This window comes from Microbacterium oleivorans (genome assembly GCF_023715745.1).
In the GTDB taxonomy this organism is placed as follows: Bacteria; Actinomycetota; Actinomycetes; order Actinomycetales; family Microbacteriaceae; genus Microbacterium; species Microbacterium oleivorans_D.
In genome coordinates this window covers 194,232-220,738 of sequence record NZ_JAMBOV010000002.1, presented here as the reverse complement: position 1 = coordinate 220,738, position 26,507 = coordinate 194,232, and the positions used below count along the sequence as shown (strand labels likewise).

At 68.7% G+C, this 26,507-nt stretch carries 28 protein-coding genes and 1 tRNA gene; 12 read left to right on the top strand and 17 right to left on the bottom strand.

What is annotated here, in order from left to right:
- Positions 1-44: 44 nt before the first annotated feature.
- From M3190_RS05860 to M3190_RS05850, 3 genes are read right to left on the bottom strand one after another with little or no spacing between them, the layout of a single operon-like run.
- Positions 45-1,094, bottom strand: a complete 1,050-nt coding sequence (locus tag M3190_RS05860; protein ID WP_251579477.1) for a DNA adenine methylase — start codon at positions 1,092-1,094, stop codon at positions 45-47.
- Between the two features lie 18 nt (positions 1,095-1,112).
- On the bottom strand, positions 1,113-2,477 hold the full coding sequence (locus M3190_RS05855; protein WP_251579475.1) for a hypothetical protein: 1,365 nt from the start codon (positions 2,475-2,477) through the stop codon (positions 1,113-1,115).
- 2 nt (positions 2,478-2,479) lie between these two features.
- Positions 2,480-4,498: a helicase HerA domain-containing protein gene (locus tag M3190_RS05850; protein ID WP_251579473.1), complete on the bottom strand. Its 2,019-nt coding sequence runs from the start codon at positions 4,496-4,498 to the stop codon at positions 2,480-2,482.
- A 446-nt stretch (positions 4,499-4,944) separates the two neighbouring features.
- Between M3190_RS05850 and M3190_RS05845 the strand changes: the two genes are divergently transcribed.
- Positions 4,945-6,075: a tyrosine-type recombinase/integrase gene (locus tag M3190_RS05845; protein WP_251579464.1), complete on the top strand. Its 1,131-nt coding sequence runs from the start codon at positions 4,945-4,947 to the stop codon at positions 6,073-6,075.
- A 209-nt stretch (positions 6,076-6,284) separates the two neighbouring features.
- On the opposite strand, the gene M3190_RS05840 is transcribed toward M3190_RS05845, so the two are convergent.
- Positions 6,285-6,356, bottom strand: a tRNA-Arg gene (locus M3190_RS05840).
- A gap of 47 nt (positions 6,357-6,403) precedes the next feature.
- Here M3190_RS05840 and M3190_RS05835 point away from each other — a divergent pair.
- The 6 genes from M3190_RS05835 to M3190_RS05810 all read left to right on the top strand — a co-directional run bounded on the left by M3190_RS05835 (position 6,404) and on the right by M3190_RS05810 (position 12,155).
- Positions 6,404-7,237 (top strand): endo alpha-1,4 polygalactosaminidase, encoded by an 834-nt coding sequence (locus M3190_RS05835; RefSeq protein ID WP_251579462.1) that lies wholly within the window; start codon positions 6,404-6,406, stop codon positions 7,235-7,237.
- 32 nt (positions 7,238-7,269) lie between these two features.
- Positions 7,270-7,767 carry a DUF2199 domain-containing protein gene (locus tag M3190_RS05830; protein ID WP_251579460.1) on the top strand — a complete coding sequence of 166 codons (498 nt, stop codon included), beginning with the start codon at positions 7,270-7,272 and terminating at the stop codon, positions 7,765-7,767.
- A 122-nt stretch (positions 7,768-7,889) separates the two neighbouring features.
- Complete coding sequence (locus tag M3190_RS05825; RefSeq protein ID WP_251579458.1) at positions 7,890-8,546, top strand: hypothetical protein; 657 nt, start codon at positions 7,890-7,892, stop codon at positions 8,544-8,546.
- A gap of 1,056 nt (positions 8,547-9,602) precedes the next feature.
- Entirely contained in the window at positions 9,603-10,160 is a 558-nt protein-coding gene (locus M3190_RS05820) for a TetR/AcrR family transcriptional regulator (protein WP_251579457.1), read from the top strand.
- Positions 10,157-11,287: a GDSL-type esterase/lipase family protein gene (locus M3190_RS05815; RefSeq protein ID WP_251579455.1), complete on the top strand. Its 1,131-nt coding sequence runs from the start codon at positions 10,157-10,159 to the stop codon at positions 11,285-11,287. The genes M3190_RS05820 and M3190_RS05815 overlap by 4 nt, the downstream gene beginning before the upstream one ends.
- Positions 11,288-11,318: 31 nt before the next feature.
- Positions 11,319-12,155: a hypothetical protein gene (locus M3190_RS05810; RefSeq protein WP_251579454.1), complete on the top strand. Its 837-nt coding sequence runs from the start codon at positions 11,319-11,321 to the stop codon at positions 12,153-12,155.
- A 2-nt stretch (positions 12,156-12,157) separates the two neighbouring features.
- Here the strand turns inward: M3190_RS05810 and M3190_RS05805 are convergent, their stop codons facing one another.
- From M3190_RS05805 to M3190_RS05760, 10 genes are all read right to left on the bottom strand, one after another.
- The gene (locus tag M3190_RS05805; protein ID WP_251579452.1) at positions 12,158-12,547 is read right to left on the bottom strand and encodes a VOC family protein; all 390 of its coding nucleotides are present in this window, start codon (positions 12,545-12,547) and stop codon (positions 12,158-12,160) included.
- Entirely contained in the window at positions 12,544-12,822 is a 279-nt protein-coding gene (locus M3190_RS05800) for an ArsR/SmtB family transcription factor (protein ID WP_251579450.1), read from the bottom strand. Before M3190_RS05800 ends, M3190_RS05805 begins: the two co-directional genes overlap by 4 nt.
- A gap of 47 nt (positions 12,823-12,869) precedes the next feature.
- Positions 12,870-13,154: a hypothetical protein gene (locus M3190_RS05795; protein WP_251579448.1), complete on the bottom strand. Its 285-nt coding sequence runs from the start codon at positions 13,152-13,154 to the stop codon at positions 12,870-12,872.
- Positions 13,132-13,305, bottom strand: a complete 174-nt coding sequence (locus M3190_RS05790) for a hypothetical protein (protein WP_251579446.1) — start codon at positions 13,303-13,305, stop codon at positions 13,132-13,134. Before M3190_RS05790 ends, M3190_RS05795 begins: the two co-directional genes overlap by 23 nt.
- A gap of 157 nt (positions 13,306-13,462) precedes the next feature.
- Entirely contained in the window at positions 13,463-14,359 is an 897-nt protein-coding gene (locus tag M3190_RS05785) for a TolB family protein (RefSeq protein ID WP_251579444.1), read from the bottom strand.
- A gap of 19 nt (positions 14,360-14,378) precedes the next feature.
- Entirely contained in the window at positions 14,379-14,939 is a 561-nt protein-coding gene (locus tag M3190_RS05780) for a hypothetical protein (RefSeq protein WP_251579442.1), read from the bottom strand.
- Between the two features lie 56 nt (positions 14,940-14,995).
- Positions 14,996-16,255 carry an MFS transporter gene (locus M3190_RS05775; RefSeq protein ID WP_251579440.1) on the bottom strand — a complete coding sequence of 420 codons (1,260 nt, stop codon included), beginning with the start codon at positions 16,253-16,255 and terminating at the stop codon, positions 14,996-14,998.
- Positions 16,252-17,280, bottom strand: a complete 1,029-nt coding sequence (locus M3190_RS05770; protein WP_251579438.1) for an ABC transporter ATP-binding protein — start codon at positions 17,278-17,280, stop codon at positions 16,252-16,254. The genes M3190_RS05775 and M3190_RS05770 overlap by 4 nt, the downstream gene beginning before the upstream one ends.
- A gap of 13 nt (positions 17,281-17,293) precedes the next feature.
- Positions 17,294-19,051, bottom strand: coding sequence for an ABC transporter permease (locus M3190_RS05765; RefSeq protein WP_251579436.1), 1,758 nt, complete (start codon positions 19,049-19,051; stop codon positions 17,294-17,296).
- A complete protein-coding gene (locus M3190_RS05760) occupies positions 19,048-20,133 on the bottom strand; it encodes an extracellular solute-binding protein (RefSeq protein ID WP_251579434.1) in 1,086 nt (361 codons plus the stop codon). Before M3190_RS05760 ends, M3190_RS05765 begins: the two co-directional genes overlap by 4 nt.
- Positions 20,134-20,299: 166 nt before the next feature.
- Between M3190_RS05760 and M3190_RS05755 the strand changes: the two genes are divergently transcribed.
- Together M3190_RS05755 and M3190_RS05750 are read left to right on the top strand one after the other, a co-directional pair.
- Entirely contained in the window at positions 20,300-20,992 is a 693-nt protein-coding gene (locus tag M3190_RS05755) for a cysteine hydrolase family protein (RefSeq protein WP_251579432.1), read from the top strand.
- Positions 20,989-21,585, top strand: coding sequence for a helix-turn-helix domain-containing protein (locus tag M3190_RS05750; RefSeq protein WP_251579430.1), 597 nt, complete (start codon positions 20,989-20,991; stop codon positions 21,583-21,585). Before M3190_RS05755 ends, M3190_RS05750 begins: the two co-directional genes overlap by 4 nt.
- 12 nt (positions 21,586-21,597) lie before the next feature.
- Here the strand turns inward: M3190_RS05750 and M3190_RS05745 are convergent, their stop codons facing one another.
- Positions 21,598-22,062, bottom strand: a complete 465-nt coding sequence (locus tag M3190_RS05745; protein WP_251579428.1) for a hypothetical protein — start codon at positions 22,060-22,062, stop codon at positions 21,598-21,600.
- Positions 22,063-22,253: 191 nt separating this feature from the next.
- On the opposite strand from M3190_RS05745, the gene M3190_RS05740 reads away from it, so the two are divergent.
- Positions 22,254-22,535: a HesB/IscA family protein gene (locus M3190_RS05740; protein WP_251579426.1), complete on the top strand. Its 282-nt coding sequence runs from the start codon at positions 22,254-22,256 to the stop codon at positions 22,533-22,535.
- A 66-nt stretch (positions 22,536-22,601) separates the two neighbouring features.
- On the opposite strand, the gene M3190_RS05735 is transcribed toward M3190_RS05740, so the two are convergent.
- The gene (locus M3190_RS05735; protein ID WP_064001545.1) at positions 22,602-22,886 is read right to left on the bottom strand and encodes a hypothetical protein; all 285 of its coding nucleotides are present in this window, start codon (positions 22,884-22,886) and stop codon (positions 22,602-22,604) included.
- Between the two features lie 102 nt (positions 22,887-22,988).
- On the opposite strand from M3190_RS05735, the gene M3190_RS05730 reads away from it, so the two are divergent.
- Positions 22,989-23,585: a hypothetical protein gene (locus M3190_RS05730; RefSeq protein ID WP_251579424.1), complete on the top strand. Its 597-nt coding sequence runs from the start codon at positions 22,989-22,991 to the stop codon at positions 23,583-23,585.
- Between the two features lie 106 nt (positions 23,586-23,691).
- A complete protein-coding gene (locus M3190_RS05725; RefSeq protein WP_251579422.1) occupies positions 23,692-25,098 on the top strand; it encodes a PepSY-associated TM helix domain-containing protein in 1,407 nt (468 codons plus the stop codon).
- A 21-nt stretch (positions 25,099-25,119) separates the two neighbouring features.
- Here M3190_RS05725 and M3190_RS05720 read toward each other — a convergent pair whose 3' ends face one another.
- Positions 25,120-26,502, bottom strand: coding sequence for an FAD-dependent oxidoreductase (locus M3190_RS05720; RefSeq protein ID WP_251579420.1), 1,383 nt, complete (start codon positions 26,500-26,502; stop codon positions 25,120-25,122).
- Between the last annotated feature and the right edge of the window lie 5 nt (positions 26,503-26,507).

Below are 26,507 nucleotides of genomic sequence, written 5' to 3'. Positions count from 1 at the left end.
TATCGACGCCGCAGTATTCGGCCGCGCCATAACTGGGGATATCGCTACAGCGTTGTCAAGATGAGTTCCTTGACGTCCCGCCGACTCGATTGCGTCGATGCCGAATGCTGCAAAGCCACTGTATAGTTCTTGATCCGCCACGCTCCTGCTCCCGCGGCACGTGCGTCGAGAGTCGGAATCGTGCGTCGCCGTCCGTATAGCAGTCCGTTGGCCAGAAGCTCCGGATGGAAGTCGTAGGAGAGAATCCAGCGAAACGGGGCTGTGGTCAGGAGGTAGCCGGCGAGTGCTTGATGCGGCCCGATCCCGCGCCAGACGTCCGGGGCGCGCCCAGAGCCCTCGAACCCGGTCGCGTAAAGGCGGTCCGACTTCTCGATGTAGGGAGGGTCGAGGTACGCGACGAGTTCCTGCGGATCGTCTACGAACTCGACGCCGAGGTCGAGTGTCTCGCGCCAGGTGCCGGAGTGGACGAGGATCAGGCGGCCAGTGTCGGCGAGATGCCCGATCCAGCGGATGCGCTCGGCTAGGCCATCGACGGGGTAGCGGCAGCCGATGGTGTAGTCGCTCGTTTGCGCGCGGCCGCCGATCGGGCCGGCGCTGCCATGGAGAATGCCCGAGAAGGTGGTGCGGTTAAGGAAGAGGCACTTCACGGCGAGCGTGGCGCGAGTCTCGTCGGGCGAAACCCCCAGCTCCGGTTGCCATGCGCGCCAGTAATCCCAGCGCGCGACGGCCACATCGCCACCGATCGCGAGGTAGCGATCGAACTCGTCGGACATGCGCTCGACGAGTCGCTCGGGCGCGCTCGCGGCCTCATGCCAGAATGCCGAGAGCATTGGGTCCGCATCGCCGATGATCGCGCGATCGACCACGCCGTCTGTGAGCAATCTCAATGTCGTCGACGCACCACCCGCGAACGGCTCCACAAGCGTGACGTGCCCGTGGAGAGCACGGCGGTCGCGCGCGTCTCGGATCATCTCGCCGATGAGTGGCGTCAGCTTGGACTTAGCGCCCGGGTATCGCAACGGCGACAGATAGCGGGTCGGCGCTGTACGGGAGGCTGCGTGCTGGCGCGTCCGCGTCGGCGATGGCTGGAGCACGATGCCCCTCCTTCTCACTTAGCGGGCAAGCCCAAGCTTTTCGCGCGCGACGAGCCGGAGCACGTCCGTGCCGACGCCGATCGGGAAGGCCGCCCGTCCGTGCGCGGCGGCGACTGGGATGATGCCATCTTGGTACATCGAGGAGCCAGTGCGATCTATGACATCCAGGATCGCCGGGAGCGTCGGGTACCCGTCGGGGCCCGGCTGTCCGCCGCGGGCATCGTACGCGCTGCCGCTGAGGGGCGGGACGGTGATCACGACGACTCGGCTGTCAAGGCTGCGGTAGATGAACTTCCGACCCCAGTAGGTCTCCTTACCGTAGGCGATCGGATCGTTGGTGCTTACCAGCTTCTCCAGGATCTGCCTCCCGCAGATGACGACTTCTCCGGGCTGGACGAGGTCGTGACGTGCGAGCGCGCGCCCGTAGTCGACAAACGCACCTGACTTCTCGATGCCGCAGATGTACGGCGCCTCGCCGGGGGTTGAGTTCGCCATCGCCCGGAAGTACCGCTCGGCCTGCGCACGTAGCTTTGCCGGCTCGCCGTACATCGCGAGCGGGCCGTCCTGAATGAAAAGCGTCCGCGGGAGGAGGAACCGACGCGACCGTTCCCACATGAGGGTCGTGAGTCCGACGAGCACCAGGAGCTCGATCACCGATCGCAGACGCCCGAGCGACTCCTCGTTCGACTTGTCCTCCTGGACCCCCTCGTGGATGCGGAGGGTGTCGGTCGGGTAGAGGTCCAGGGTGCAAGCGGGGCATTTCATCCCGTCGTACTCGACGGCGAGGTCTCTGATGGAGCAGTCGGGGCAGTTCACCGGGACCGAGTCGGCTGCGCCGCCCGGGACGCCGTGCAGGCGGAAGAGCAGCTCAAGTAGACTGTGCTTGAAGCCGTCGACTTCCACATACTTCTCGCGGAAGATCCGGTTCGTCAGTTCGCGCCACGACGTCTTGATGTCGATGCCTTCGCGGGAATAGGCGCCGGCAACGGGAAGGTCGAGGGTGACGAGCGCCGTGGAGACGGCCCGTTCCATTTCGATGGGGTCCACGAAGCGCGCTGCTGACTGCTCGGTCATTACGGCCAGGTCGACGAGCGCGGCGGCAGCCTGCGCGAACCCGTAAAGGACGGACGGCATCCCGTCGCGCACCTGCTGCGTTAGGTGTGAGCCATCGATTGCAATGGCCCAGTCGAGCGATGACGATGCATCCGCGCCAGATAGCGACGACTTCGGCACCACGACGTCGCGGACCCACGTAGCGTCGGCCAGCGCGTCCGCCGGCACGAAGAACTCGGCATGATCCGCCATCGCTTGGACGGCCGCTGCACTGTGACTGAGACGGCCGGCGCGCTCGAAGCTGTCGCCTGCTGCGGTGACGTACGGCACCCCTAGCTCCCCGCCGCCACGGCCTTGGCCTCGTCGATCAGTGCCTTCGCGTAGCGCTCGATCTGGACGGGCACGATGAACGGCGACGACAGCGTCTTCAGTCGCACGAATCCGCGGTCTTCAGACGCGAGGATCGCGTCAGCGTAGGAGCCGAAGTCGTAGAACTTGCCCAGCTCGTTGAGCTCCTGGCGGTTGTTGAGGTGCGCGACGACCCAGTTGGCAGTGTTCGCCTTAACCTGATGGGCGACGCCGGTCACCTCTTGGGTCGCGTACAGCATGCCAATCTTCAGCTTCGCTGCCTCCTTCGCGAGACGCACCCACACGTCGGCGTCGTTCTTGTAGCGATCGGACGCGAAGAGGTTGTGTGCCTCTTCGAGCATCACCTGGATGTGCCCGGGCTCCTCGCCGTTTGTGAAGACGCCGGTATGCCGCTCGAGGAGATGCTCCGTGATCGTCTCGGACATCGTCTGAATTACCTTCTCGCTGCCGATGTGAAGGTCGACGATAACGATGCGACCCTCGAGAAGCTCCTGGTAGATGCCCTCGGCGACGTCGTCGGTCACCGCGGGATCGTGGAACACGCGCATCGGGATGAGGTTCAGATAGCCGCGGACTTTTCCCGAACCCGACGACGACTTGCCGGTCGCCATCCCTTCGGTGCTCGTCCAGGGAGTCTCACGGCCGAAGTCCTTCGCGTTCGCGTCGTCGGACTCGCGAAGTTCGGCGATCTTTAGGACGGCGTTCACGACCTGATCGCCGGGGATCCTCACGTATCCGTTTTGCGCTGGGGGGAACGGGATCGTATTGATCGCGCTTGCCACCTGATCGGCGAATTCGCGCTTCATGCTCACGTTGACCTGGAACCCGTTCGGCGCCTTGAATCCAGCGCGCAGGAGCGTCGCGTAGAGCCCGAGTCTCCCCCGACTGGCGTGGTTCTTGGCGCCGTAGTCCTGCGAGTCAGAGCCTCCGGTGAAGTCGGTGGCGATGAAGTCCTGCACGTAACCCGACGCGCTCTGCTGCGAAAGCGTGGCCGCAATCAGACCCTGTGCGGTGCCAATCTGCTTCGGGTCGAAGAAGTTGATCGCCAGCGGCTTGACGTGCGCCTGCCCACCGTCTGCGCCGAACTTGTAGATGCGCACATGCTCTGCGCCAAGTCCGGCGATTGCCGACTCGTCCTGCACGTTAGCGTTCGCGTACTCGCCCTGCGGGTCGAAGATCAACTGACCGATCGGAGACCTCCCGTCCCTGCGACGCTGCTCCGACGCGACGAATGTCTTGGCGATGATGATCTTCGCGGTGTTCGATTTGCCCGAGCGGGTCATTCCGAGAAGGGCCGTCTTGTGCCCGATGAAGTCTTGGATGCGCACGTTGACCGCTGCGTCGGCCTGGTTCGCGGCGACAGCGCGCCGGCGGGTGGCGGAATAGCGAACGACACCAAGGCGCACATGGTCGCCGGGCGCCGAATCGGGCTTCAGGTAGCTCGCGATGGCTGATAAGCCGGCACCAGTCGGTTTCAGCACTCGGTACGTGCTCGTCGCGTAGAAATTGTCGACGTCGGCGCCGAACACGAGCTGCGTCGTTCCGCCGACGATGTCCTCGTAGAAGGTGCCGAGCACACGACACTTCAGACCGGTGAACGACGCGCGGTTCAGCGTGAATGGGTCCATGTGGCGGTCAAGAACTACGCTGGGCGACGGGTCCTCAGCTCGGCTAAGCGCATCACGGAGCGACTCCTCACGGACCGCGAGCAGATCGGACTCGAGCGAGAGCGGTGCGGTGCCCTCGACCCTGAGGAGCAAGACCTCGTCGTCGTCACCGGGTCGGTCTGCGTCTCGCGCGGTTGCGAGCAGGAAGGAGTGCTGAGGAATCCCGCCCGCATCGAACTTCCACTTGTCATGGGTTAGCACGACGGCCTCGTGGAAGTCGAGTCGGTGGATCGCGCCAACCCGGATGGCGCGATCATCAGCGAGCAGCGTCGACTGCAGAACCGACCCCGCTCCCACGCCGAATGTGATGCTCATGTTCCTCCTGTCGCCTCCGGCCAGGAGGACAGGACCCAAGCTAATGGACCCCACCGACGTGGCTCTGCCGCGACGCCGGGAAGAACGCACGCGGTGTGGTCGAAGGCGGACAAAGGCCGCAGGCGCACGCCAGTAAGTCGAGCACGGCTGCCGTCGCTCCGACATAAGCCGCACCAGCGATCGGGCGCGGCGAAGTGCTCGAGGGCGAACGGCTGCTAAGCGGAGCGCGCCAGCGAGGAGTCTGCAAGGAGTGAGCGGCGAGAACGGAGGCGCGAACGATCGCTACACTCTCGGCGTCGGAGGGAGGCGCCCCCGGGCCCCAACGCCAGTTGACGACGTTCTCCGTCAACTATCCACATGTGTAATCGGCCGCGTTGACGGTATCCCGCCATTGTCCGACACTGGGCCGGTACTGACCCTCAACCCGGCATCGATCGGAGGTCGAGATGGGCAGCATCACCCCATACGAATCGGCGAAGGGCCGCCGCTACCGCGTCCGCTATCGCAAGCCGGATCGCACCGAGGCGGAGAAACGCGGCTTCACGACGATGCGTGAGGCGAAGCTGTACCTCTCGATGGTCACGGTGTCGAAGTCGAAGGGCGAGTACATCGACCCGTCGTCGTCACGGGTTCCCGTCCGGATGTTCGCCGACAGCTGGCTGCGACCGAAGCAGCCGCCGATGTCGAAGCCTTCGTACTACATGACGCTCGAGCGCGCGTGGAAGAACCACGTCGCTCCGGTCTGGGCCGACCGAGAGATCTCCTCGATCCGGCGCTCTGAAGTTCAGGACTGGGTGTCCGACCTCGCGACGCAGAAGTCGCGCACGGTCGTTCTTCGAGCACTCGGAGTCCTCGCCGGCATCCTCGACGTCGCCAGCGACGACCGTCGCCTCGCGAGCAATCCCGCCCGCTACGTGCGCGATCTTCCCCGGCACGGGCCGGGCAAGCGCCGCGTCTACCTCTCGCACGACCAGGTGGCGACGCTGGCGGCGTGCTCGGCGTATCCGACGCTGGTCCTGACGCTGGCGTACACGGGCCTCCGCTGGGGCGAAGCCACGGGGCTCCGGGTGCGCAGCGTGAACCGTCTCCGTCGGCGCTTCCTCATCGAGGAGAACGCGGTGATGATCGCGTACGTGATCCATGTAGGCACGCCGAAGACGCACGAGAAGCGCTCCGTTCCGTACCCCGAGCGTCTTGCGCCGATGATCGAGCAGGCGTGCGCCGGCAAGGGGCCCGAAGGTCTGCTGTTCGGCGACGGGGTCACTCACATGCGCAACTCGGGCAGCAAGGGATGGTTCGCGAACGCGGTCCGGCGTGCGCAGGAGTTCGATCCATCGATCCCTCGACTCACTCCTCACGACCTCCGTCACACCGCCGCATCGCTGGCGATCAGCTCGGGCGCGAACGCGAAGGCCGTGCAGCGCATGCTCGGGCACGCGTCTGCAGCGATGACACTCGACACCTACGCCGACCTCTTCGACGACGATCTGGATGCCGTCGCGACGCGACTTAACGACCAGATGCCGTTGGTGGCGCTGCCGTCAGGACCGCAGACTCGCTACGCGCGACCTCAGTGACCGCCGAGATCAGATTGCTCAGTTTTTCGACGAGGCAGATTTCGCCCCCAACGCTCGATTTTGGCGTTCTCAGCCGCCCCGCGCAGGCCGTTGCAGACGGCCGTTTTCGGTGACCCGAAGTTTCAGAATGCGGGCAAAAAGCGGGCAAAAACGACTTTTGTGTGGTCTGACCTCAGAAGAAAAACCTGGTCAGAGGCAAAAAGAGACTGTGCCCCTGGAGGGACTCGAACCCCCAACCGTTTCCTTAGGACGGAACTGCTCTTCCATTGAGCTACAGAGGCTGGCCCATCGAGTCTACCGATCCCCCGGCGTCCGGTAGGTTCGCGACATGACCGTCCGGCGCGCACTCCCCCTGCTCGCCGCGGCCGCGTTGCTGCTCACCGGCTGCACCGATCAGGCGCCGCCACCTCACGACCCACCCGCAGGGCCCCATCTTCCGCCCGCCGGAGCGCAATTCGACTACCAACTCGGCGGCGCCTATGACCCGCCCGATGGCGTCGACATCGTGATCCGCGATCGGGCCGCGGCATCCGACGACAGCATTTACTCCGTCTGTTACGTCAACGGCTTCCAGACACAGCCGGGCGAGCTCGATACCTGGCCAGACGACCTCCTCCTGCGCGATGACGACGGTCAGCCCGTGATCGATCCGGACTGGCCGGACGAGGTCATCCTCGACACCCGCAAGGCGGACGAGATCGCGAAGATCGTCGGGCCGTGGATCCGCGACTGCGCGTCCGACGGGTTCGACGCCGTCGAATTCGACAACCTCGACACCTACACCCGCACCGACGGTGTCCTCAGCCGCGACCACGCGCTCGACCTCGCGACCTTGCTCGTCGACACCGCGCACGACGTCGGACTCGCAGCCGGACAAAAGAACGCCGCGGAGGATGCGTCATTCCTCCGCTCGCGCGCCGGCTTCGACTTCGCCGTCGTCGAGGAGTGCGCGGCCTACGAGGAATGCTTCGCCTACACCGAGGTCTACGGCGATCAGGTCCTCGTCATCGAGTACACCGACAACCTCCCCCGACCGTGGGATGAGGTTTGCGCCGACCCTGAGACACCGGCATCCGTCGTTCTGCGGGACCGGGATCTCGTCACGCCGGATGACCCTGCGTACGTGTTCGAAACCTGCGACGGAAGCCTGGAGTCGCGCTAGCCTCCTGCCATGAACCTCCGGTTGCAGGCCTGATGATCGAGCACGTGTGCGCCCACTGCGGTCATGAACTCGATGAGCACGACCGGAACATCCGCTTCCGCCTTCCCGACCCGGTACTCGCGCGCCCCGGCTCGGAGCACGCCGACGACACGTGGGGATTGGTTGACGGCGACCCGATGCGGTCCACGTTCCTCATGGTTCAACACGTCGGATGCTTCCTGCGCGCGCTCCTCACCGTGCAGCTGACCGACGGGTACTCCGTCACCTTCGGCGTCTGGGTGGCGGTGCGGCAAGAAGATCTAAGGCATGCCTACGACACGTGGTGGGAGCCGGGCTACGCCAGCCTCGCCATCGACGGCATCCTCGCGAACGATATCCCGCCCTTCGGGCTCGGAGGGCGGGCGGTCCGTGTCGAGGCGCGAGACGAGAATGCGCTACCGGAATGCACGTCGAGCCCGGACCCTGAACTTGCGCACGTCCTGCACGCGACGTGGGATCACCGGACGGTGCTGGACGCACTGCCCAGCTGACGGTCCTTCGCGCGCCATTCTCTCAGGACGCCGATGCCATCCGTCGCCTTGCCAAACGGGGTCCGCCCGCCTTCACCTCATCGGGCGATGCACCCCACCGCCCCGTCTGCCAGACTGCCCCCATGCGCCGTGCCTCGACGTTCCTCGCCCTCGCCGCGACAGCGCTCCTCGCGATCGGGTCGCTCACGGCATGCTCGGCGATGGAGATCGTCGCCACAAGCGAGAAGCCTGCCCCGACCTCAACAGCGGCTGAGTCGGCCGGGGTCGCCGGCCCCAACGCCCCCGCCTGGGAGGGCCTCCCCTCCATTCCGGCCTCCCCCGCCGAATACGCCGAGACCTACATGCAGGCCAACCCGCACCACATGCTGCACCGCGATCTCGACGGCATCCTCGAGTACTACCGCGACGCGGCGACGGCGTTCCCCTTCCCGCTCCCCGCCGGGTACTCCTTCCCCGTCGACCCCGGCTACTACGACCGCCCCGAGGACGGGCCCAACTGGGCCGAGGTCACGACCGCCAACCGCATCTGGAGCTATTTCGAGTACGCCAACGTCGACGCTGCGCGGGCGGCGTTCGACCGCGGTGACGAGGATGCGGCGATCGGCTACCTCGACATCATCCACGACGCCTACGTGTCAGAAGCCTTCCCGAACAACTACGAGGGCACGTCGCCCGAGGACTGGTACGACGGCGTCTACAGCGGCATGCGCCAAGGCGACTTCACCCTGCAGGAGAACTTGATCTTCAACCCGTTCCCCTGGAAGCCCGGACAGTCCTGACGCGTCAGTCCGTCGGAGGCTGCTCACCCTCGCTCTTGCCCCAGCCGGCCTCGCGTCGCAACTGCACGAAGCCGTTCACGATTTAGGCGAACGCGACGGGGATGAACACATACACCCCGGTTCGCCAAGACACCAATTGGACGCACGGCGGACGGGCCGACCTATGGCAGGTCACCCTCGACGGCCTCACCCCTCACGGCGTCGCGCCGTCGCCGGCCTCACCCGCTGCCAAAGAATCGGCCGTCGCTTTCCACCTGTGCGTAACTCGCAGCTGAAACCAGGTGACGTCCGGTTAGCTGTGCGCCCACTGAGAGCGCAGCTGCGGCAGGATCGCCCGAAGGTACCCCGCGGCCTCCGCGTCCGTCGTCATCGGCAGCGGCTGTGACACCGCGTACGTGCCCCAACGCTCCTCGTCTGGCTCACGGATCGTCCTGAAATAGGTAGCGTCACCCGACTCCCACACCAGGCCAGCGATACGACCGTCCGGAGCTACGACCCACGCGTCCCCGCAGTCGTCGTAGGACACGAACATTCCAAGCTCGAAGCCATCGACCATCGCAGTCGGGTACTTAGAAGGTGCGTCCACGCTCGCGATCACCCCTCCGCGAGATCGGGCTGTTCTGTTCCACCCTGGTCCTTCTGAACCACCGGCGGCGTCTCCGGCCCCCGCACGAAGAGGATCGCGTACGAAACGGACCCGGCCGCGAACAAGAGAGCGACACCTATCGACATCGAGAACCGCATCCACATCGGCATACGGATGTCTCGTCCCTCGCCGCCCGTCATCACGCCCCAGTCTCCTGACGCGTCACCGTAGATGCCCACTGCACTCGCGACCATGCAGATCACGCCAAACGCCATACCTATCGCAATGAGCCCCGACTTCTCGCGCTCGAAAGGGCTTGAGTTCGTCCTTATCGCCCGTCGAAGTCATGCGCTGAACGTAGCGCACCTGACGCGCGACCGTGAGGCGACAAGCGTCAAGGCCCCAATAGATCGAGTACCCACCCCCGGCGACAAACGACCCCCAACCTAAAGGGTGTAGGTTAACTCCTCGTGCCCCGCGCGAACCTCTCCCCCGATGCCCTCACCCGAGCGGCGCTCGACCTCGTCGACGCCGACGGACCGGGCGCGCTCTCGATGTCGGCGCTCGCCCGACGCGTCGGCGTGCAGACCGCCAGTCTCTACGCGCACGTCCGCGACCTCGCCGCGCTCCGCAGCGCCGTCCAGGCCGCGGTCTTCCACGAGCTCGCCGACGCGATCGGCGGCGCCCCCACCCTCCGCGACCTCGCGGACGCGCAGCGCGCCTACGCCTTCGCCCACCCGGCGCGCTGGGCGATGATCTCGCAGCCGGTCGACCGCAACGAGATCACCGAGCCGGCGGCATCCCGCATCTCGGCGCTCGTCGTCGGATCGCTCGGCGACTACACCCTGCCCGAAGGCGAGACCGTCCACGCGGTCCGCTTCGCGAGCGCCACCATCGCCGGCTACCTCGCCCTCGAATCCGCCTCGTCGTTCGTCCACCGCGACGAGACCACCGACACCTCCTGGAACCGCGCCCTCGACGCCCTCGACCGCGCCCTCCGCACCTGGACTCCGAAAGACCCCGCATGATCGACATCACCCTCGACACCACGATCGTCCGCGGACTCGCCGAGCTCGAACCCACCGACCGCGGCCTGCGCCTGCACCGTCTGCCCACCTGGGTCCGCACCCAGTACCCCGAGCCGCAACTCCTCGGCGTCGAGGCGCAGCCCGCCGGCGCGCGCATCGCGGTGCGCACCGCGGCATCCCGTCTCGAACTCGACCTTCACGCGACGCGCGCCACCCTGCGCGGACTCTCCCGCCCGCGCGGACGCGTCGACGTCCGCATCGACGGCGCTCTGCACGACAGCGTCGAACTCGACGGCGGCGACACCCTCGACACCGACCCGGCCACCGGTATCCGTCAGCTCGTCGAAGGACCCACCCAGCGCATCACCGTCGACGGACTCGAGCCGCGCGACAAGCTCGTCGAGCTCTGGCTGCCGCACAACGAGACGATCGAGCTCCTCGCGCTGCGCGCCAACGCACCAGCCTCCCCCGATACGACCGAGCGCCCGCGCTGGGTGCACCACGGCAGCTCGATCAGCCAGGGCTCGAACGCGACGCAGCCGAGCTCCACCTGGGTCTCGCTCGCCGCCCGGCACGCCGAACTCGACCTGCGCAACCTCGGCGTCGGCGGCAGCGCACAGGTCGACCCGTTCATGGCCCGCGTCATCCGCGACACCTCCGCCGACGTCATCAGCGTCGCGCTCGGCATCAACGTCGTCAACGCTGACGCCATGCGGCTGCGCGCGTTCGTGCCGGCGGTGCACGGCTTCCTCGACACGATCCGCGACGGCCACCCCGACACGCCCCTGCACCTCATCACGCCGATCTGGTGCGGCATCCACGAAGACACCCCCGGCCCCGGCGCCATCGAGCCGGAGTCGTTCGCCAGCGGCACCCTGCTCTTCGGCGCGGCCGGAACCCCTGGCGACACCGCCGGCGGACGCCTCACGCTCCGCGTCATCCGCGACGCCCTCGCCGACGTCCACGCGCACCGCGACGACCCGCACCTGCACCTCGTCGACGGCCTCGCCCTCTACGGCGAAGCGGATGCCGCCACCCACCCGCTCCCCGACCGCCTGCACCCGAGCCCCGAGGCTCACCGCCTCATCGGCAAGCGCTTCGCGGATCGCGTTCTTCGAAACGTTTGAGGATCGCCCCGCCGGCCGATAGCGTGCGGGGATGAGCGCCGCGCAGAACACGACACGTCGGCGCCCGGCATCCGCTCGGGCGACCGTCGCCCTCTTCGCGATCCTGGCCACCGCTCTCGCGGGCTGCACGGTCGATACGTCGGAACCAGTCGAGGAATCGCCCGCCGCGCCGGCTGACGCGGAGGCGGTCGCCGGGGTGTCGAACGAAGCGAGAGCCGAGCAGGAGAAGGTCCGAGAGACCTGTGCCGCCTCACCGGAACGGGCCGACACCGGCCACCGCACTGGCGCCGACGGCGCGGTGTACGAGCGCGACGACGACGGACTCGCCACGATCTACGTCCTCGCGGCGAACGACACCCTGCAGGGCGTCGCGAACCGGTTCTGCCTCGACCTCGAGGAGCTCTACGAGATCTACGACCCGAACGCGACAACCCTCATCGCGGGCGAGCACATCGCGCTGCAGAAGGGATCACTCGCCGATGCCCGCCGCGCGTCGGGCTACCTCTTCCCGGCCTGCCCGGCCGACGGAAGTGGTCATCCGATCGTCGCATCCATCAATTGGGAGCCGATCGAGTACAACTCCCCCGTCTCCCGCGCGAACGTCACGGGCGCGCCGCTCGACACCGGCGTCGCCTACGGCGCCAAGGGCACGAGCCGCTCCGACGCCGACGGCACCCTCATCGACTACACCGTCGCGGCGAACGACAACTGGCGCAGCATCCGCGACCGCTTCTGCTTCGACCTGTACTACCTGACCTCACTGATAGGCGAGTGGGCCGCCGAGCCCCCGGTCATCCACCCGGGCGACGTCATCCCGCTGCAGCCGCAGTACCTCGAGATCGACACCGGCGCTCCGCCGGCCGAGTGACCTCAGCCCTTGAACGCCGCGAGCTGCAGCAGGTTCCCGACCGTGTCGCTGAACACCGCGGTCGTCACCGGTCCGTGATCGATCGGCGCCTGCGTGAACTCGACACCGAGCCCCCGCAGCCGGTCGTACTCGGCCGGCACGTCGTTGACGCCGAGGACGAAGAACGGGATGCCGTCCTCGAGCAGCGCGTCGGTGAACGGCATGACCGCGGGGTGCCCCTTCGGCTCGAGCGACAGCTGCGTGCCGTCGGGCGCGGCCGGGTCGACGACGGTCAGCCAACGGAACTCCCCCATCGGGACGTCGGCGGCGACCGTGAAGCCGAGCTTCTCGGTGTAGAACTCGAGCGCGCGCTGCTGATCGTCGACGAACACGCTGACGGTCTGGATCTTCATGATTCTCCTGACGGACGGGGCCAGCGTTCCGCGATCTGCGCGAGCGGCCGGGTGTCGATGGTGTGGAACTTGAACTTGCCGCGACGCTCGCTGTGCACGAGCCCCGCCTCTTCGAGGACGGCGAGGTGCTGCGACACCGCCTGGCGGGTCGGCGTCACACCGCGCTCCGCCAGACGCACGCACAGCTCGAACAGCGTCTGCTCGTCACGCTCAGCGAGCTCGTCGAGGATCATCCGACGCGTCTCGTCGGCGAGAGCCTTGTAGACGTCGGCCATGCCACAAGCATAGGCAAGTAGTCACTTGCCTATCAAGAACGCTCGATTCAGTAGCCCTCGAGATCGGCCGACCGCATATCCTCGATCACCTGGTCGAAGTCATCGGTCGACGTCTCGCTGACCATCAGGAACGTCGGCTCCGCCGCCGTCCCGCCGACCACGCACTGCTGGTACAGCGGGCCGAACTCGTTCTCGGCCGGGATGTAGACGTACCACTCGGGTCGGTCGTACCGCTCGAGCGCCATCGGCTCCCCCGTCTGCACGGTCGTCTCCCCGATGGGCTCGGAGAGGTGCCACTGCTTGCACACGTCAGCCGCCTCGGACTCGCTCATAGCCGCCGCATCCCCCGTCGGATCCGGAGTCGGTGACGGCGACGACTCGGGTGAGACTGCCGGGCTCGGCGCCGGCGACACCTCCGTCGGCGCCGGCGACACCTCCGTCGTCGCGGACGGCGACGCCGTCGGCGCGGCGGTCGCGGTACATCCCGTCAGCAGGCCGCCCAGCACCAGCACTCCGACGACCCCCGCACGCAGGCGCGCACTCACCACTGCCATTCCATCCCCCGAAACTCTCGACACCGTCAGCCTTTCATCCGGCCGAACCGTCGCGAGTAACGAAAACAGCACGGTTGCCGGACGCGTCACCCCACGGGATAGTCGACGTACGCGAACCGCGAACCGTCCGAGGTCCAGCTGTTCACGTTGATCGTGCCCTGCCCACCGAACACTGTCGCGATGGTCTCGGGATGACCCCAGTGCCCGTTCCGCACCAGCCGCAGCTCGACCTCGAGATCAGCCGGGTGGCCCTGCGTCCCCGGCGGGAAGCTGATGTACACGGCATCCCGCCCGGTCGGCGACGGATGCGGGAACCAGTTCACGCGGTCGTCGAACGTCAGCTGCTCGACCTGCGAACGGTCACGGCGCATCCGCGCGACCTGCGCGTGCCCCGGCGTCTCGGAGAACCGCTCGGTGTTCACGTAGATCCACGACCCGTCGGGCGCCCACTCGCTGCCGTCGGCGACCTCGTCCGTGGTCAGCGGCTCGTCCTCCGACCCGTCGATCCGCGCCGTGCGCAGGTCGGCCGACAGCACCCGACCGTCGTCGATCGACAGCGCCGTGTACGCGATCCACGCGGCATCCGGGCTCACCCCGTGCAAGAAGTGCATGAACGGGTCGTCCGGATTCGTGATCCGCACACCCTCTCCCCCGGTCCGCGGCGCCCGGTAGATCTGCCCGTCGTTCGCCGACAGCAGGATGTCGCCCGTCCCCCGCACCAGCACGTGGTCGTTGTTGATGGGCGGGATGCCGGTGAGCGGCACTTCGCTGATGTCACCCGCCTCGGCATCCGCTTCCAGCGACCAGAGCTTCCCTGCGCCGTTCAGCAGCAGACCCTCCGGCGCCCAGTTCGGCGCCTCGAGCAGGATGTCGTCGGTTTCGAACACGATGCGATCTGTGCCCGTGACGACGTCGTACACGTGCACGCGGCAGCGCTGCCCCTCGAGGGCGAAGTCGCGCGGCGGAAAAACGGTGATGGCCATGCCTCACCGTAGCCGGGGATCAGTGATCCTCGTCGAACCCCTCGTTCTCGGTGCGCATGTGCTCTATATGCGCCTTCGTCAGCTCGTCCTTCGGCGTCTGCTGCACGACCGACCAGTCCGGGGCGTCGGCGGAGCCGCCCAGCACGCACTCCTGGTAGTACTGGCCGAACTCGTTCTCGGCGAGGATCGTCACGTACCAGGTCGGTGCGACGGTCCGCTCGTACGCCGTCGGCTGGCCGACCTGCGTGTCACCGGCGCCCAGCCCGTTCCGCTGCTCGGCGGCGCACAGCTGCCCGGCCTGCGCCCCGGACATACCCGCGGCATCCGGGTCGGTGCCGGTCGGCGGCTCGACGGGACGCGTCGCCGGCGGACCGTCCGGCGTCGGTGTCGGGGTCGCGCTCGGCGACGGGGAGGCCGGAGCTGAGACCGTCGGGGACGGAGCCGACGCGGTCGGTGCCGGCGACGAGACGGATGCCGTCGGCGACGCCACGGGCTCGGGTGCGCAGCCCGCGAGCAGCAGCGCTGCGACGGCGAGCGCGCCGGTGCACGCGCCGGCTGCCCGCATCCTCATTCGAGCCATGGTTGCCTCCCGAGAGATCGAGGCTCCAGTGTCTCACCGGGAGGCGACGAGGTCCGTCACGCCACGGGTGGACGACGGGCCGCTCGCCGACTCCGGCGCCGGCGAGATCCGCGACGCGACCCGTGATCGTGCGGGCGGGCAGCGACCGGCACGTAGTCCGGCACCCAGCGCCAGAGCATCGTGGCGGCGATGACGCTGATGCCGGCGCCGATCCAGACGCTCGCCGACAGCATCCCGACCGCGACACCGGCGGAGATGAGCGCCGGGCCGCCGGTGTCGCCGACGTCCTGGAACACGCGCCACAGCCCGAGGTGCCGGGCCCGCGCCGGGCCGGGAGGCGCGACATCCGACCCGAGCGTCATGACGATGCCCGAGCCGAGCCCGTTCCCGACGCCCAGCAGCGCGGCGACAGCTGCAAAGGACAAGAAGTCGGATGTCAGCGGCAGCAGGCCGAACGCCGCCGCCATGACCAGCATCGACGGTACGGCGACCCACAGTCGACCCAGCCGGTCCATGATCATGCCGGACGGATAGAAGAGGAGCATGTCGAGCAGGTTCGACACGGCGAAGATCACGCTCGTGGTCGTCGCGTCGAAGCCCAGCTGAGCCGCCCACACCGGAAGGACAGTCGTCCGGATGCCGCGCACCGCGCCGATGAGAAGGACCGAGGTGCCGAGCGTCGCGAACACTCGAGCGCGGCCACCGGGCACAACCCGCGGCGCCGGCGTCGAGCTCGGCGTCGGCGCGACATCGGGATCCGGGGTGAATTGGACGAAGAGGTAGGCCGCAGCCGCCGCGGCGATCGCGACCGCGAAGCTCGCGCTCGCGTCGAATATCGCGACGACGACCGCACCGACGACAGGCCCGAGGAAGAGGCCGATCCGGTGCACGCCGGCCAGTGTCGACAGCGCGCGCGCCCGCCGCTCGAACGGGACCACGTCGGTGAGGAAGGAGTGCCGGGCGAGGTTGAACACCGCCCACGCGGCACCGGTCACACCGATCGCGACGGCGAAGACCACCACCGATTCCACAAGCCACGCCACAGTGAGCGCGGCGAGCGCGATGACCGTCGCGACGAGCATCGCGCGGCGGTCACCGATCCGTGCGGCGAGCCACCCGGCCGGGATGTTGGCGACGAGCTTGCCGAAGCCGAGCAGCGCCGTGATGAGTCCGGCGACCACCAGGGTCGTCCCGAGGTCGAGCGAGCGTGTGACGATCACCGGCAGGACGGCGCCGATGCCGAGATCGAACAGGAGGGCCGGGACGTAGGTCCCCAGGATGAGCGGGCGGACGAGACGTGGTGCCGTGACGCTCATGCGACGCGGACGGCATCCTTCTCGGCGAACGACAGCCCCGCCACCTGTCCCACTTCGACCGACGGCTCCGACGTCAGGCTGACCCGCAGCGTCAGGTCCGACTCGTCGACGGCGCGCCACCGCGTAGCGACGCGGTCCCCCATCCACTTCACCGATTCCAGGACGGCCGGGATGCCGCTGGCCACCGCCCCCACCGCGAACGCCTCGGGCCGGACGGCGACTGTCGCCGGTCCCGCACCTGCCGCCGAACCCCGCACGGGGGTGCGCCAGCCCAGGATCGACGCCTCGCCGGTCGCCGTCGCCACCGCGGGCAGCAGGTTCGAGCGGGAGAAGAAGGACGCCGTGTAGGGACTCGCGGGCGACTCGTAGAGGTCGCGCACGGTGCCGTGCTCGACGAGCCGCCCGTCGGAGAGCAGCGCGACCTCGTCGGCGATGTCCATCGCCTCTTCACGGTCGTGCGTCACCATGATGGTCGTCGCCCCCGCCTCGGTCACGATTCGTCGGACCTCCTCGCGCATCGCGGCGCGCAGGTCGACGTCCAACGCCGAGAACGGCTCGTCGAGCAGCAGGACCGCCGGGTCGACGGCGAGCGCCCGCGCGAGTGCGACGCGCTGCGACTGGCCGCCGGACAGATCCGACGGGTGGTCGTCCTTGCGGTGCGCGAGGCCGACGAGGTCGAGCATCTCGAGGGCACGAGCCGTGGCTCCCGGGGCTCGACGCGACCGGAGCCCGTAGGCGACGTTCTCGAGCAGGGTGAGGTGCGGGAACAGCAGGTGGTCCTGGAACACCAGTCCAACGTTCCGGTGACGGGGCGCCGTCCGCGTGACGTCGCGGTCGCCGAACACGATGCGACCGGAACTGAGCGGCAGGAGCCCCGCGACCGCGCGCAGCAGCGTGCTCTTGCCGCAGCCCGACGGGCCGAGGAGGGCGAGCAGGCGACCCTCGCCCAGGCTGAGGGTGATGTCGTGGACGACCTGGTTGCCGCTGTAGGCGATGCAGGCGTCTTCGAGGGAGAAGGCAGTCATGGCACGGGTCCGATCAGGAGAGGAGGCGCAGCGACAGGTAGCGCTGACCCAGGGACAGGAGGAGCACGGCCACGATCGTCTGCAGCACGGCGTAGCAGGCGACGATCGGGTCGAGCTGCGACGTCATGTACTCCGACACGACGAGGGGAAGCGTGCGGGTGTGGGCGGTGCCGAGGAACAGCGACACCGGCAGGTTGATGAACGAGAGCGTCAGTCCGACGAGGCCCGCGCTGACCAAACCGGCACGCAGCTGCGGCACGAGGATCCGTGCGAACGTGCGGGTGCTCCGGCTGCCGAGCGTGGCCGCTGCCTCTTCGAAGCGCGGATCGACCGTGTCGACGATGGGCTGCAGGGTACGGAGGATGTAGGGCGCGACGACCAGCGTGTGCGCGACGATGAGCACCGGCATCCCCATCGGCACGTCGAGCGCCGAGACGAACTGGAGCAGTGCGAGTCCGATCACGATGTGCGGCACCATGTTCGGCAGCGACATGATTCCCGCCGCGATCGCCGAGCGGCACCACCGGGGACCGCGCGTGACCGCGAGACCGGCAGCGAGGCTCAGCGCCAGGGCCAGCGCACAGGCTGCGATCGCGACGATCAGGCTGTTGACGATGCCTTGCCGGAACGGCTCGTACGCGAAGAACTGCGCATACCAGTAGAGGGTGAAGCCGCGGAACGGGGCCGGGAACGCGCTCGTCGCATTCACCGACTGGACGGCCGTCAGCAGCAGCGGAGCGTTGAGGAACAGGCCTGCGACAGCGAGCACGGCCCACGAGACGCCGCGCGGCAGGAGGACCGCGGGGCCGGTGCCCGACTCGCGGTACGAGCTCGTACGCGTCGCTCGGGCCGTCAGGCGCACGTAGACGATGAGCGCGACGACGCACGCCAGCACCACGATCACACCGAGTGCCGACGCCAGGTGGTGCGTCATCGTCGCGATCATCTGACGGATGGCGGTTGCCGCCACCAGCACGCGGTCACCGCCGAGGAACTGGGCCGCGACGAACGATCCGATGCTCAGGGTGAAGGCGAGCAGGGATGCGCCGAACGTCGCATTGCGGGTCATCGGCCAGGTCACGGTGCGGAAGCCCCGCCACCAGCCGGCACCGAGCGTCAGGCTCACCTGCTCGAGGGAGCGGGACACCCGCGACATCGCCGGCGCGATCGTGAGGACGACGAACGGCAGCACGAAGTGGATGGTTCCGACGGTCATCGCGAACTCGGTCTGGAGGAGACGCTGGGGCTCGCCGCCGAACAGAGCGGGGATCGCGTTGACGATCTGGTACCCGATGCCGCCGGCGGCGAAGAGCCCCATCCAGCCGATCACCGTGACGAGTGGGCCGGTGAGCATGGACGCGAGGAGCACGACCGTCCACCACTGCTGCGCACGGCGACCCATGCCCCGCAGCGCGAAGGCGATGAGGTAGCCCGCGACGACGGAGACGAGCGTCGACGTCAGCGACACGCGGGCGGTCCGCCACAGCATCTCCTGGTTCGTCGGCTCGCCGAGCAGGTACGCGTAGTTCGCGAAGACACCGTCGTGTCCGAAGAGCGCCATCGCCGGCTCGGCCTCGAGGCTGCTGAGGACGAGCGAACCGACGGGGACCCCCAGCAGCACCAGCACGGCCGCACAGAAGACGAGGATCCCCGCGCCGGAAGCGCCGATCCGCCGGTGGCCGGCACCGGTGCGACGCCGGCCGCGGTGCACCGGCTCGCCGGCGGCGACGACCGCCGGCGAGTCCTGTGCGGGCGCGGGAGCGAGGGTCACCACTCCGGCACCACCCGGGTGGTGATCAGCTGCGTGAGTCCGGGGCGGAGCTCGGCGAGCGCGGCGTCATCGAAGAAGCGGACCTCTTCGCCGAGTTCGTCCTGGGCGGGGACTGTGTCGGCGACCGACTCGGGCACCTCGACGGCGGTGTTCGCCGGGGTGTGGAACAGCGCTTCCGACAGCTCCGCCTGGTTCTCGGGCTCGAGCATGAGCTCGATGAACGCGGAGGCGAGCTCCGCGTCACCGCCGTCGACCATCGACATGACCGAGAGCGATCCGATGGCACCCTCTTCCGGGTAGACGAAGGTCACGTCGTAGTCGCCGGTCGAATTCATGAGGTTCGCGTACATCGAGTACTCGACGGCGACCGAGACCTCTCCGGATGCGGCCAGCGGTGCCCAATCCGTGTAGAACATCGAGGTCGTCGCCGGCTCGAGCTGCGCGAGCGCCTCGATGCCGGGGTCGAGGTCATCCATGCCGCCGCCGTTCAGTTCGGCGGCGATCGTCGCGAACTGCGGCATGTGTCCGTGCGCGGCGCCGGGGACGGCGATCTTGCCGGCGTACTCGTCCGACCAGAGGTCCGCCCACGACGTCGGCGGAGTGTCGACCGCGCCGTTCACGTAGGCGATGCCCATGGCGTACGCCCCGAAGGCCACGCCGTAGTCGCCCTGCACCGCCCAGTCGGCGACGTCGGCGAGGGCGGGCACGGCGTCGGCGGCGAGGGGTGCGAGGACTCCCGCCGTCTCGGCGGTCGAGGTCAGTTCGCCGTTGTTGATCATGACGTCGACGCCCGAACCGGACCCCTGACTGATCACCTTGTTGACACGGTCGGTCGAGCTGCCCGTGTCGAAGACGAGCTTCGCACCGGTCTTCTCGGTGAACTCGTCGGCGATGGCGGTCGTGATGGTCTCTTCGTAGAGACCGCCCCACACCGAGACGACGAGCTCGTCGCCGCTGGACGCGGAGGTCGTGCCGTCGGCGACGGGTGCGCCTTCGGGAGCGGAGCAGCCGGCCAAGGCCAGAGCGGAGCCGGCGGCGAGCAGGGTGAGGGTGGTGCGACGCGGGGAGTACGGGCGACTCATGGCGATCCGATCGTCGGAGGGGTGGGATTGACGGCCAAGGTAGGAGCGCAATGTGTCGCCGGTGTAACAAACAGCGGATCCGGTTGTAACGGATTCCACCTGGAGTGAAATTGGCCTGCCCCGCGGTGGCATCATCGGAGGACCGCCCCATCGAGATCGGAGCACAATGACGACCTACTACGTCCGCGGCCAGCGCAAGGACTTCCCCGAGAACCCGTTCTTCCAGGAGTACCTGGATCCGCGCCGGACGGCGGTCGTCTCGATCGACATGCACGAGGGGCACCTGGCGGACGACCCGATGACACCCGCCCCCTCACCGCGCGGCCGAGCGATCATCGACGCCGTCGACGCCTTCCACGACGAGGCGCGCGCTCTCGGCATCCCGATCATCCACGTGCGATCGAGCATGCGGCCCTCCGGTGTGGACGAGGGCATCCCCTCGGCCTGGCGCGCCATCGTCGCCGAGCGCGACAACCCGCCCGTGAACGTCGCCGAGCACGCGATCGAAGGCTCCCGGTGGGCCCGCTTCTCGACGCGCATCGAGCCCGGCGACGAGCTCGTCACGACGAAGAAGCGCTTCTCGGCGTTCTACCCCACCGACCTCGACTTCCTGCTGCGGCAGATGGGCGTGCGGACCATCGTCCTCAACGGCGTGCTCTCGCACTGCTGCGTCCTGAACACCGCGTTCGACGCACAGAACCTCGACTATCGTGTGATCGCGCTGCCCGACGCGTCCGCCGGGCTCGACGAGGAGATGGAGAAGGCCGCGATGGACATCATTTCGCTCCACCTGGGTGTCGTGATGGATGCCGCCGAGCTCACCGCGGCGTGGGCGGCGCGCAGCGCCGTGGTCGCATGACGGATCAGCTCGCTCTCGCCCCCACCACGCGCGATCTCGAATCCACCCTCGCGGTGATCGGATCGCGGGTACGCAGCCTGCGACGAGAGCGGCAGCTCACGATCGTCGAGCTCGCCGCGATGACGGAGCTGAGCGTGTCGATGATCAGCACGGTCGAGCGCGGCCAGACCGCGCCGTCGTTGACGACACTGCACGCGCTCGCCGAAGCGCTCGAGGTACCCCTGGCGTCGCTGTTCGTCGTCGGTATGACCACCGAGAGCCCGGTCGTGCCCCTCGACCAGCAGACCGAGTGGGAGACGGCGGGTGGCGCCACGCGACGGCTCGCGGTCGACAATCTCGAACTCGGCGTGGAGATGTACGTCGACACCTACGAGCCGGGCGACACCCACAACCGGCAGCCCTCCCACCACCGGGGGTACGAGTTCGGCCTCGTCGTCGACGGCACGCTGACCGTGGCCCTCGACGACGAGAAGCATCAGGTCGGCCCGGGCGACGCCGTGCACTACGTCGCGCAGCGGAATCACCTCATTAGCAACGAGGGCGACGAGACCGTCCGCGCCGTGTGGTTCAACCTGCGCCGCCGGTCGAGCTAGCGGCATCCGCCCTCACCGGAGGTCGTCGGGGGTCTGGTTCTCCTCGCGCGCGTTGAACCAGCCGAGCCAGCCGGTCTCTGTCTGCACGACCTCGTACGGCTCGCACGCGAACACGGTCGTCGGAAGCGGCTCGCCGAGCTCGCCGTAGCGGTCATCAAACGGCAGCGCCAGGCGCTCCTTCTTCTCGCATCCCTCCGGAGCGCTGCCGCCCTCGACGGCGATGACGGAGTTGGTCTCGTTGTTCGTCGCGGTGTTCTTGATCTTGGTGGCATCCGCCGGGATCCACGCGGGCATGGCGACACCGACCCAGCCCTTATCGGCGTCGGCGCGACTGCCGAACTCCTCGGAGTGCACCTTCTCGAGCACATCCATCGGGTTGCACGCGGCGAGGGTGAGGGCGAGAAGGGGGGCGACGAGGCCGGCGGCAGCGGCGAGACGAAGTCGACGGGACGACGCGGATGCGGTGTTGTGGGACATGACTCCAGCCAAGCCGCTGCGCCGCGGCGCGGAATCGGCCCGCGTGATGATCCGCGTACGCCGAGCGGATGATCCCGGCGAACCTCCGTAAACCGTGTGAGTGCCGCGGCAAGGTGTGTCAGCGGTTGCGTCACTGCCCGATTCTCGGAATCGTGGCCCGCTCACGCACGCAATCCACGGAAGGGAGCATCATGCTCACTCTCACCGAGAACGCCAGCACCGCCGTCAAGAGCCTCGCCTCGCAGATCCCCACCGAGACCGGGGGACTCCGTATCGCCGAGGCCGCAGACCCGCAGAACGGGTACGCCCTCACCCTCGCACCCGCGCCCGTCGAGGGCGACACGATCGTCGAGAGCGACGGCGCGCGAGTGTTCGTCGACCAGGCCGCCAGCGTTACGCTCGACGACCGCATCCTCGACGCCCGTCTCGAAGAGGACGGCTCGGTCGGCTTCGCCCTCGCGCAGGCCGTCTGACCCCCAGATTTCCCGAGAGCCCCGGACCGGTCGGTTCGGGGCTCTCGTGCGTTCGGGCGCGCGGCGTCACGCCATGCGGTCGACGCGCGCCTTCGCCTTCGCGGGACGCGCGATCGCCTGCACACTTGCGACGATGCAGGCACCGCTCGTGGCGAGCAGGACGACGGCTCCGATCAGCATCAGCACGCCCAGCACGATCACCGGCATCGGGTTGGTGATGAACAGCACCCCGAGGATCGCGAAGCCCGCCGCCACGACGAGGAACACGAGGCTGATGAAGATCGCGATGAACGCACCCGAGCCCATCTGCTTGCGCTGCATCGCTGCGTTCCGTTGTGCCTGGTTCGACATGGTGGCCTCCGACCGTTGAGCGTCCCCTCACGCTACGTGCGCTGACCGAGGTGATCCCAGGGGTTGCAATCCCGACGGGAACACTCCTGCGATGATGGACCCGTGCGCCCGTCCCGTCTCTCCCGCGTCGCGCGCGGCGGAGTCGCGGCATCCGTGGCCACCTGGGCGGCGCTCCTCTCGCACGTCGCGGCCGGCGGGCAGATGCCGGGATGGCTCGGCATCACGGTTCCGCTCGTCCTCTCGATCGCCGTCTGCACCGCCCTCGCCGGGCGCCGGCTGTCGCTCATCCGACTCGCCCTCGCGGTCGCGGCGAGCCAGGTGCTGTTCCACACCCTGTTCGTCCTCGGCGCCGTGACCCCGTCGGGCGCGGCGCACGCGCATCACCTGCTGCCGATGACGGATGCCGCGGCCAGCACCGCGACCATGCCCGCCACTCCGCTCATGTGGGCCATGCACGGCGTCGCCGCCCTCGTCACCGTCGCCGTGCTGCACCGCGGCGAGCACGCCTCCCGGCGCCTGCTCGACGTCGCCGCTGACATCGCCCGCTGGGCGCGCCGCCGCATCCTCGCGGCCGTCCTCGTCCTCGGCGCCGTCGACCGGCCCGCCGTTCCCGCAGCGCCCCGCGTCGCGCCGGTGCTGCGCTCGGTCCTGCTCCGGGTCCCCGCCCGACGCGGACCCCCGCGCGCGCGGACGATCTGACACGCGCCGCCTCCACGCTCTCGACGACGGATGCTGCGGCGCGCCGCGCCGTCCCTCGGCGCGCCCTCCTGCCGCCTCGGCATCCTTCTTCGTCCTGAAAGCGATCATGACCGCCACCCTTCCCGCCCCTCCGCCCTCCCCTCCCCGACCCGCGTCCCGCCCCGGCTGGTTCGGCGCGCTGCTCGTACGCCTGCACTTCTACGCCGGCATCCTCGTCGGTCCGTTCATCCTCGTCGCCGCCCTCAGCGGCGCGCTCTATGCGATCGCGCCGACGATCGAGCAGGCCGTCTACGGGCGCCAGCTGCACGCACCGGTGACCGACACGCAGCTCACGCTCGGCGAGCAGGTCGAGATCGCCGAGGCGCACGTCGGCGACGCGGCGACGCTGTCGGCCGTCCGTCCCGCCCCGGAACCGGGCGACACGACCCGGGTGATGTTCGCGCAGGACGGGCTCGGCGCGAGCGAGTCGCGCGCCGTGTTCGTCGACCCGGGCACGGGCGAGATCCGCGGCGACGAGACCGTCTACGGCACGAGCGGATCGCTCCCGTTGCGCACCGCGATCAGCACGTTCCACCGCAACCTCGGACTCGGCGAGCCGGGTCGTCTGTACAGCGAGCTCGCGGCGTCGTGGCTCGGGATCGTCGTCGTGGCGGGCGTCATCCTCTGGGTGATGCGCATCCGGAAGGCCCGGGCGAAGAAGGACTTCGTGCGGCCGTCGCGGAAGCTCACCGGGTACCGCCGCCTGTTCAGCTGGCACACCTCAGTCGGGATCTGGGTCGCGCTCGGTGCGGTGTTCCTCTCGGCGACGGGCATCACCTGGTCGACCTACGGCGGGCAGAACGTGACCGACCTGCGCGCGGCACTCGACTGGGGGACGCCCGCGGTGTCGACCAGCCTCGGTGCCGAGACCGCGCAGGACGAGCACGCGGGTCACGGCGCGGCATCCGCTGCTCTTGCGGTGGACTCGGCGCTGTTCGACGACGTGCTCGCGGCGGCGCAGCAGGTGAACATCGACACCGGACTCGTGCAGATCACGCCGCCGGCGGCGGCGGACCAGGCCTGGAAGGTGCAGGAGATCGACCGCGGCTTCCCCGGGCACCTCGACGCCGTGGCGATCGACGGTGCGACGCTCCAGCCGGTCGACCGGGTCGACTTCGCCGACTTCTCCCTGCCGGCGAAGCTGGCGTCGTGGGGCGTCTCGATCCACATGGGCACGATGTTCGGCCTCGCCAACCAGATCGTCATGCTGCTGCTCGCCGTCGGCATCGCCGGCATGGTCGTGCTCGGCTACGCGATGTGGGTGAGGCGCCGCCCGACGAAGACCGCGAGGGTCGGGATGCCGCCCCGCCGCGGTGTCCTCGACGGCGCGCCCTGGTGGGGTGTCGCGGCCGTCGTCGTCGGCGGGGTGCTCCTCGGCCTCGCGCTGCCCCTCGTCGGCTGGACGCTCGCCGCGTTCGTCGTGATCGACGTCGCGGTCGACGCGGCGCAGCGGCGGCGCGCGGCGACGCACTGACGCAGCACCGCGGGGCGCCCGTCAGACGGCGAGCGCCTCGCGGGCCTGCTTCTCCCAGGCCTGGGTCGCCATCTGCACGGCGTCCCACGGCGACCCCAGCGGCGGCGTGTAGGACAGATCCAGCTCACTCATCGCCGCAATACCCATGCCGTGGTGCAGCGCGGTCGCGTAGGTGTCGACGCGCTTCGAGATCTCGGCGCCCCGCGTCCCCACCAGCTGCGCGCCCAGCAGGCGGCCGTCCCGATCATCGCCGGTGATGCGGATGCTGATGGGCGTGGCCCCCGGGTAGTAGCGCTTGTGATCGTCCGCCACGGCGGTGTGACTGAGCGGCTGATACCCGGCGGCGGACGCCTCGACGTCCCGCAGTCCCGTCCGTGCCGCCACGAGATCGAAGACCTTGACGACCTGGGTCCCGAGGCTCCCCGCGAACTGCGCATCGCCGCCGATCGCGTTCTCGCCCGCGACGCGTCCCTGCTTGTGCGAGGTGGTTCCGAGCGGAAGGTAGGTCACGCCGAGGAGCCGGTGGTGCGTCACGACTCCGTCGCCGGCCGCCCAGACGTTCGGCAGACCGGTCCGCATCCGCTCGTCGACGACGACCGCGCCGCCCGCACCGGTGGCGGCGCCCGCATCCGTCAGCAGGTCGGTGTTGGGACGGACCCCCACGACCACGAGGACGAGGTCCGCGGAGTGCATCACGGGCGCGCCCCGACGGGAGCCACTCACCGCCAGGCGGCCGTCCTCCCGGCGCACGGCCTCGACGCGGGTGTCGGTGTGTACCTCGACGCCGTGACGCGTGAGCTCGTCGCGCACGAGCGCGCCGAGCTCGGGGTCGAGCGTCGACAGGACCTCGGGTCCGCGCTGCAGCTGAGTGACACGGAGCCCGCGGACGGTGAGCGCCTCGGCCATCTCGAGTCCGACGTAGCCCGCGCCGACGATGATCGCCGACTGGGGCTCGTGCTCGTCGAGGTAGCGCTCGAGAGCGAACGTGTCCCCCATGGAATGCAGCAGGTGCAGCCCGTCGTCAGGACCGAGCTCATCGGCTCCGGCAATGCCGGCCGTCGACGGGGACGCGCCGGTACCCACCATGAGGGCGTCGTAGGGAATCGTCGACTCCGCGCCCGACGCGTCGCGCACCGTGAGCCGGCGACCGTCGACGTCGATCGCGGTGGCACGGGTGTCGAGCCGCAGGTTCATGCCGGTCGCCTCGAGATCGGCGTGGGTGCGGTGCGCAAGGGACTGCCACGGCTGCACCTCGCGCGAGAAGTAGTACGGGATGCCGCAGATCGAGAAGTTCGGATAGGCGTCGGCCACGACGACGGTCACCTCGACCGACGGGTCGAGCTCGCGCGCGCGAAGGGCGGTGGAGATGCCGGCGTCGCTTCCGCCGATGGCGACAAGGTGCATGGCTG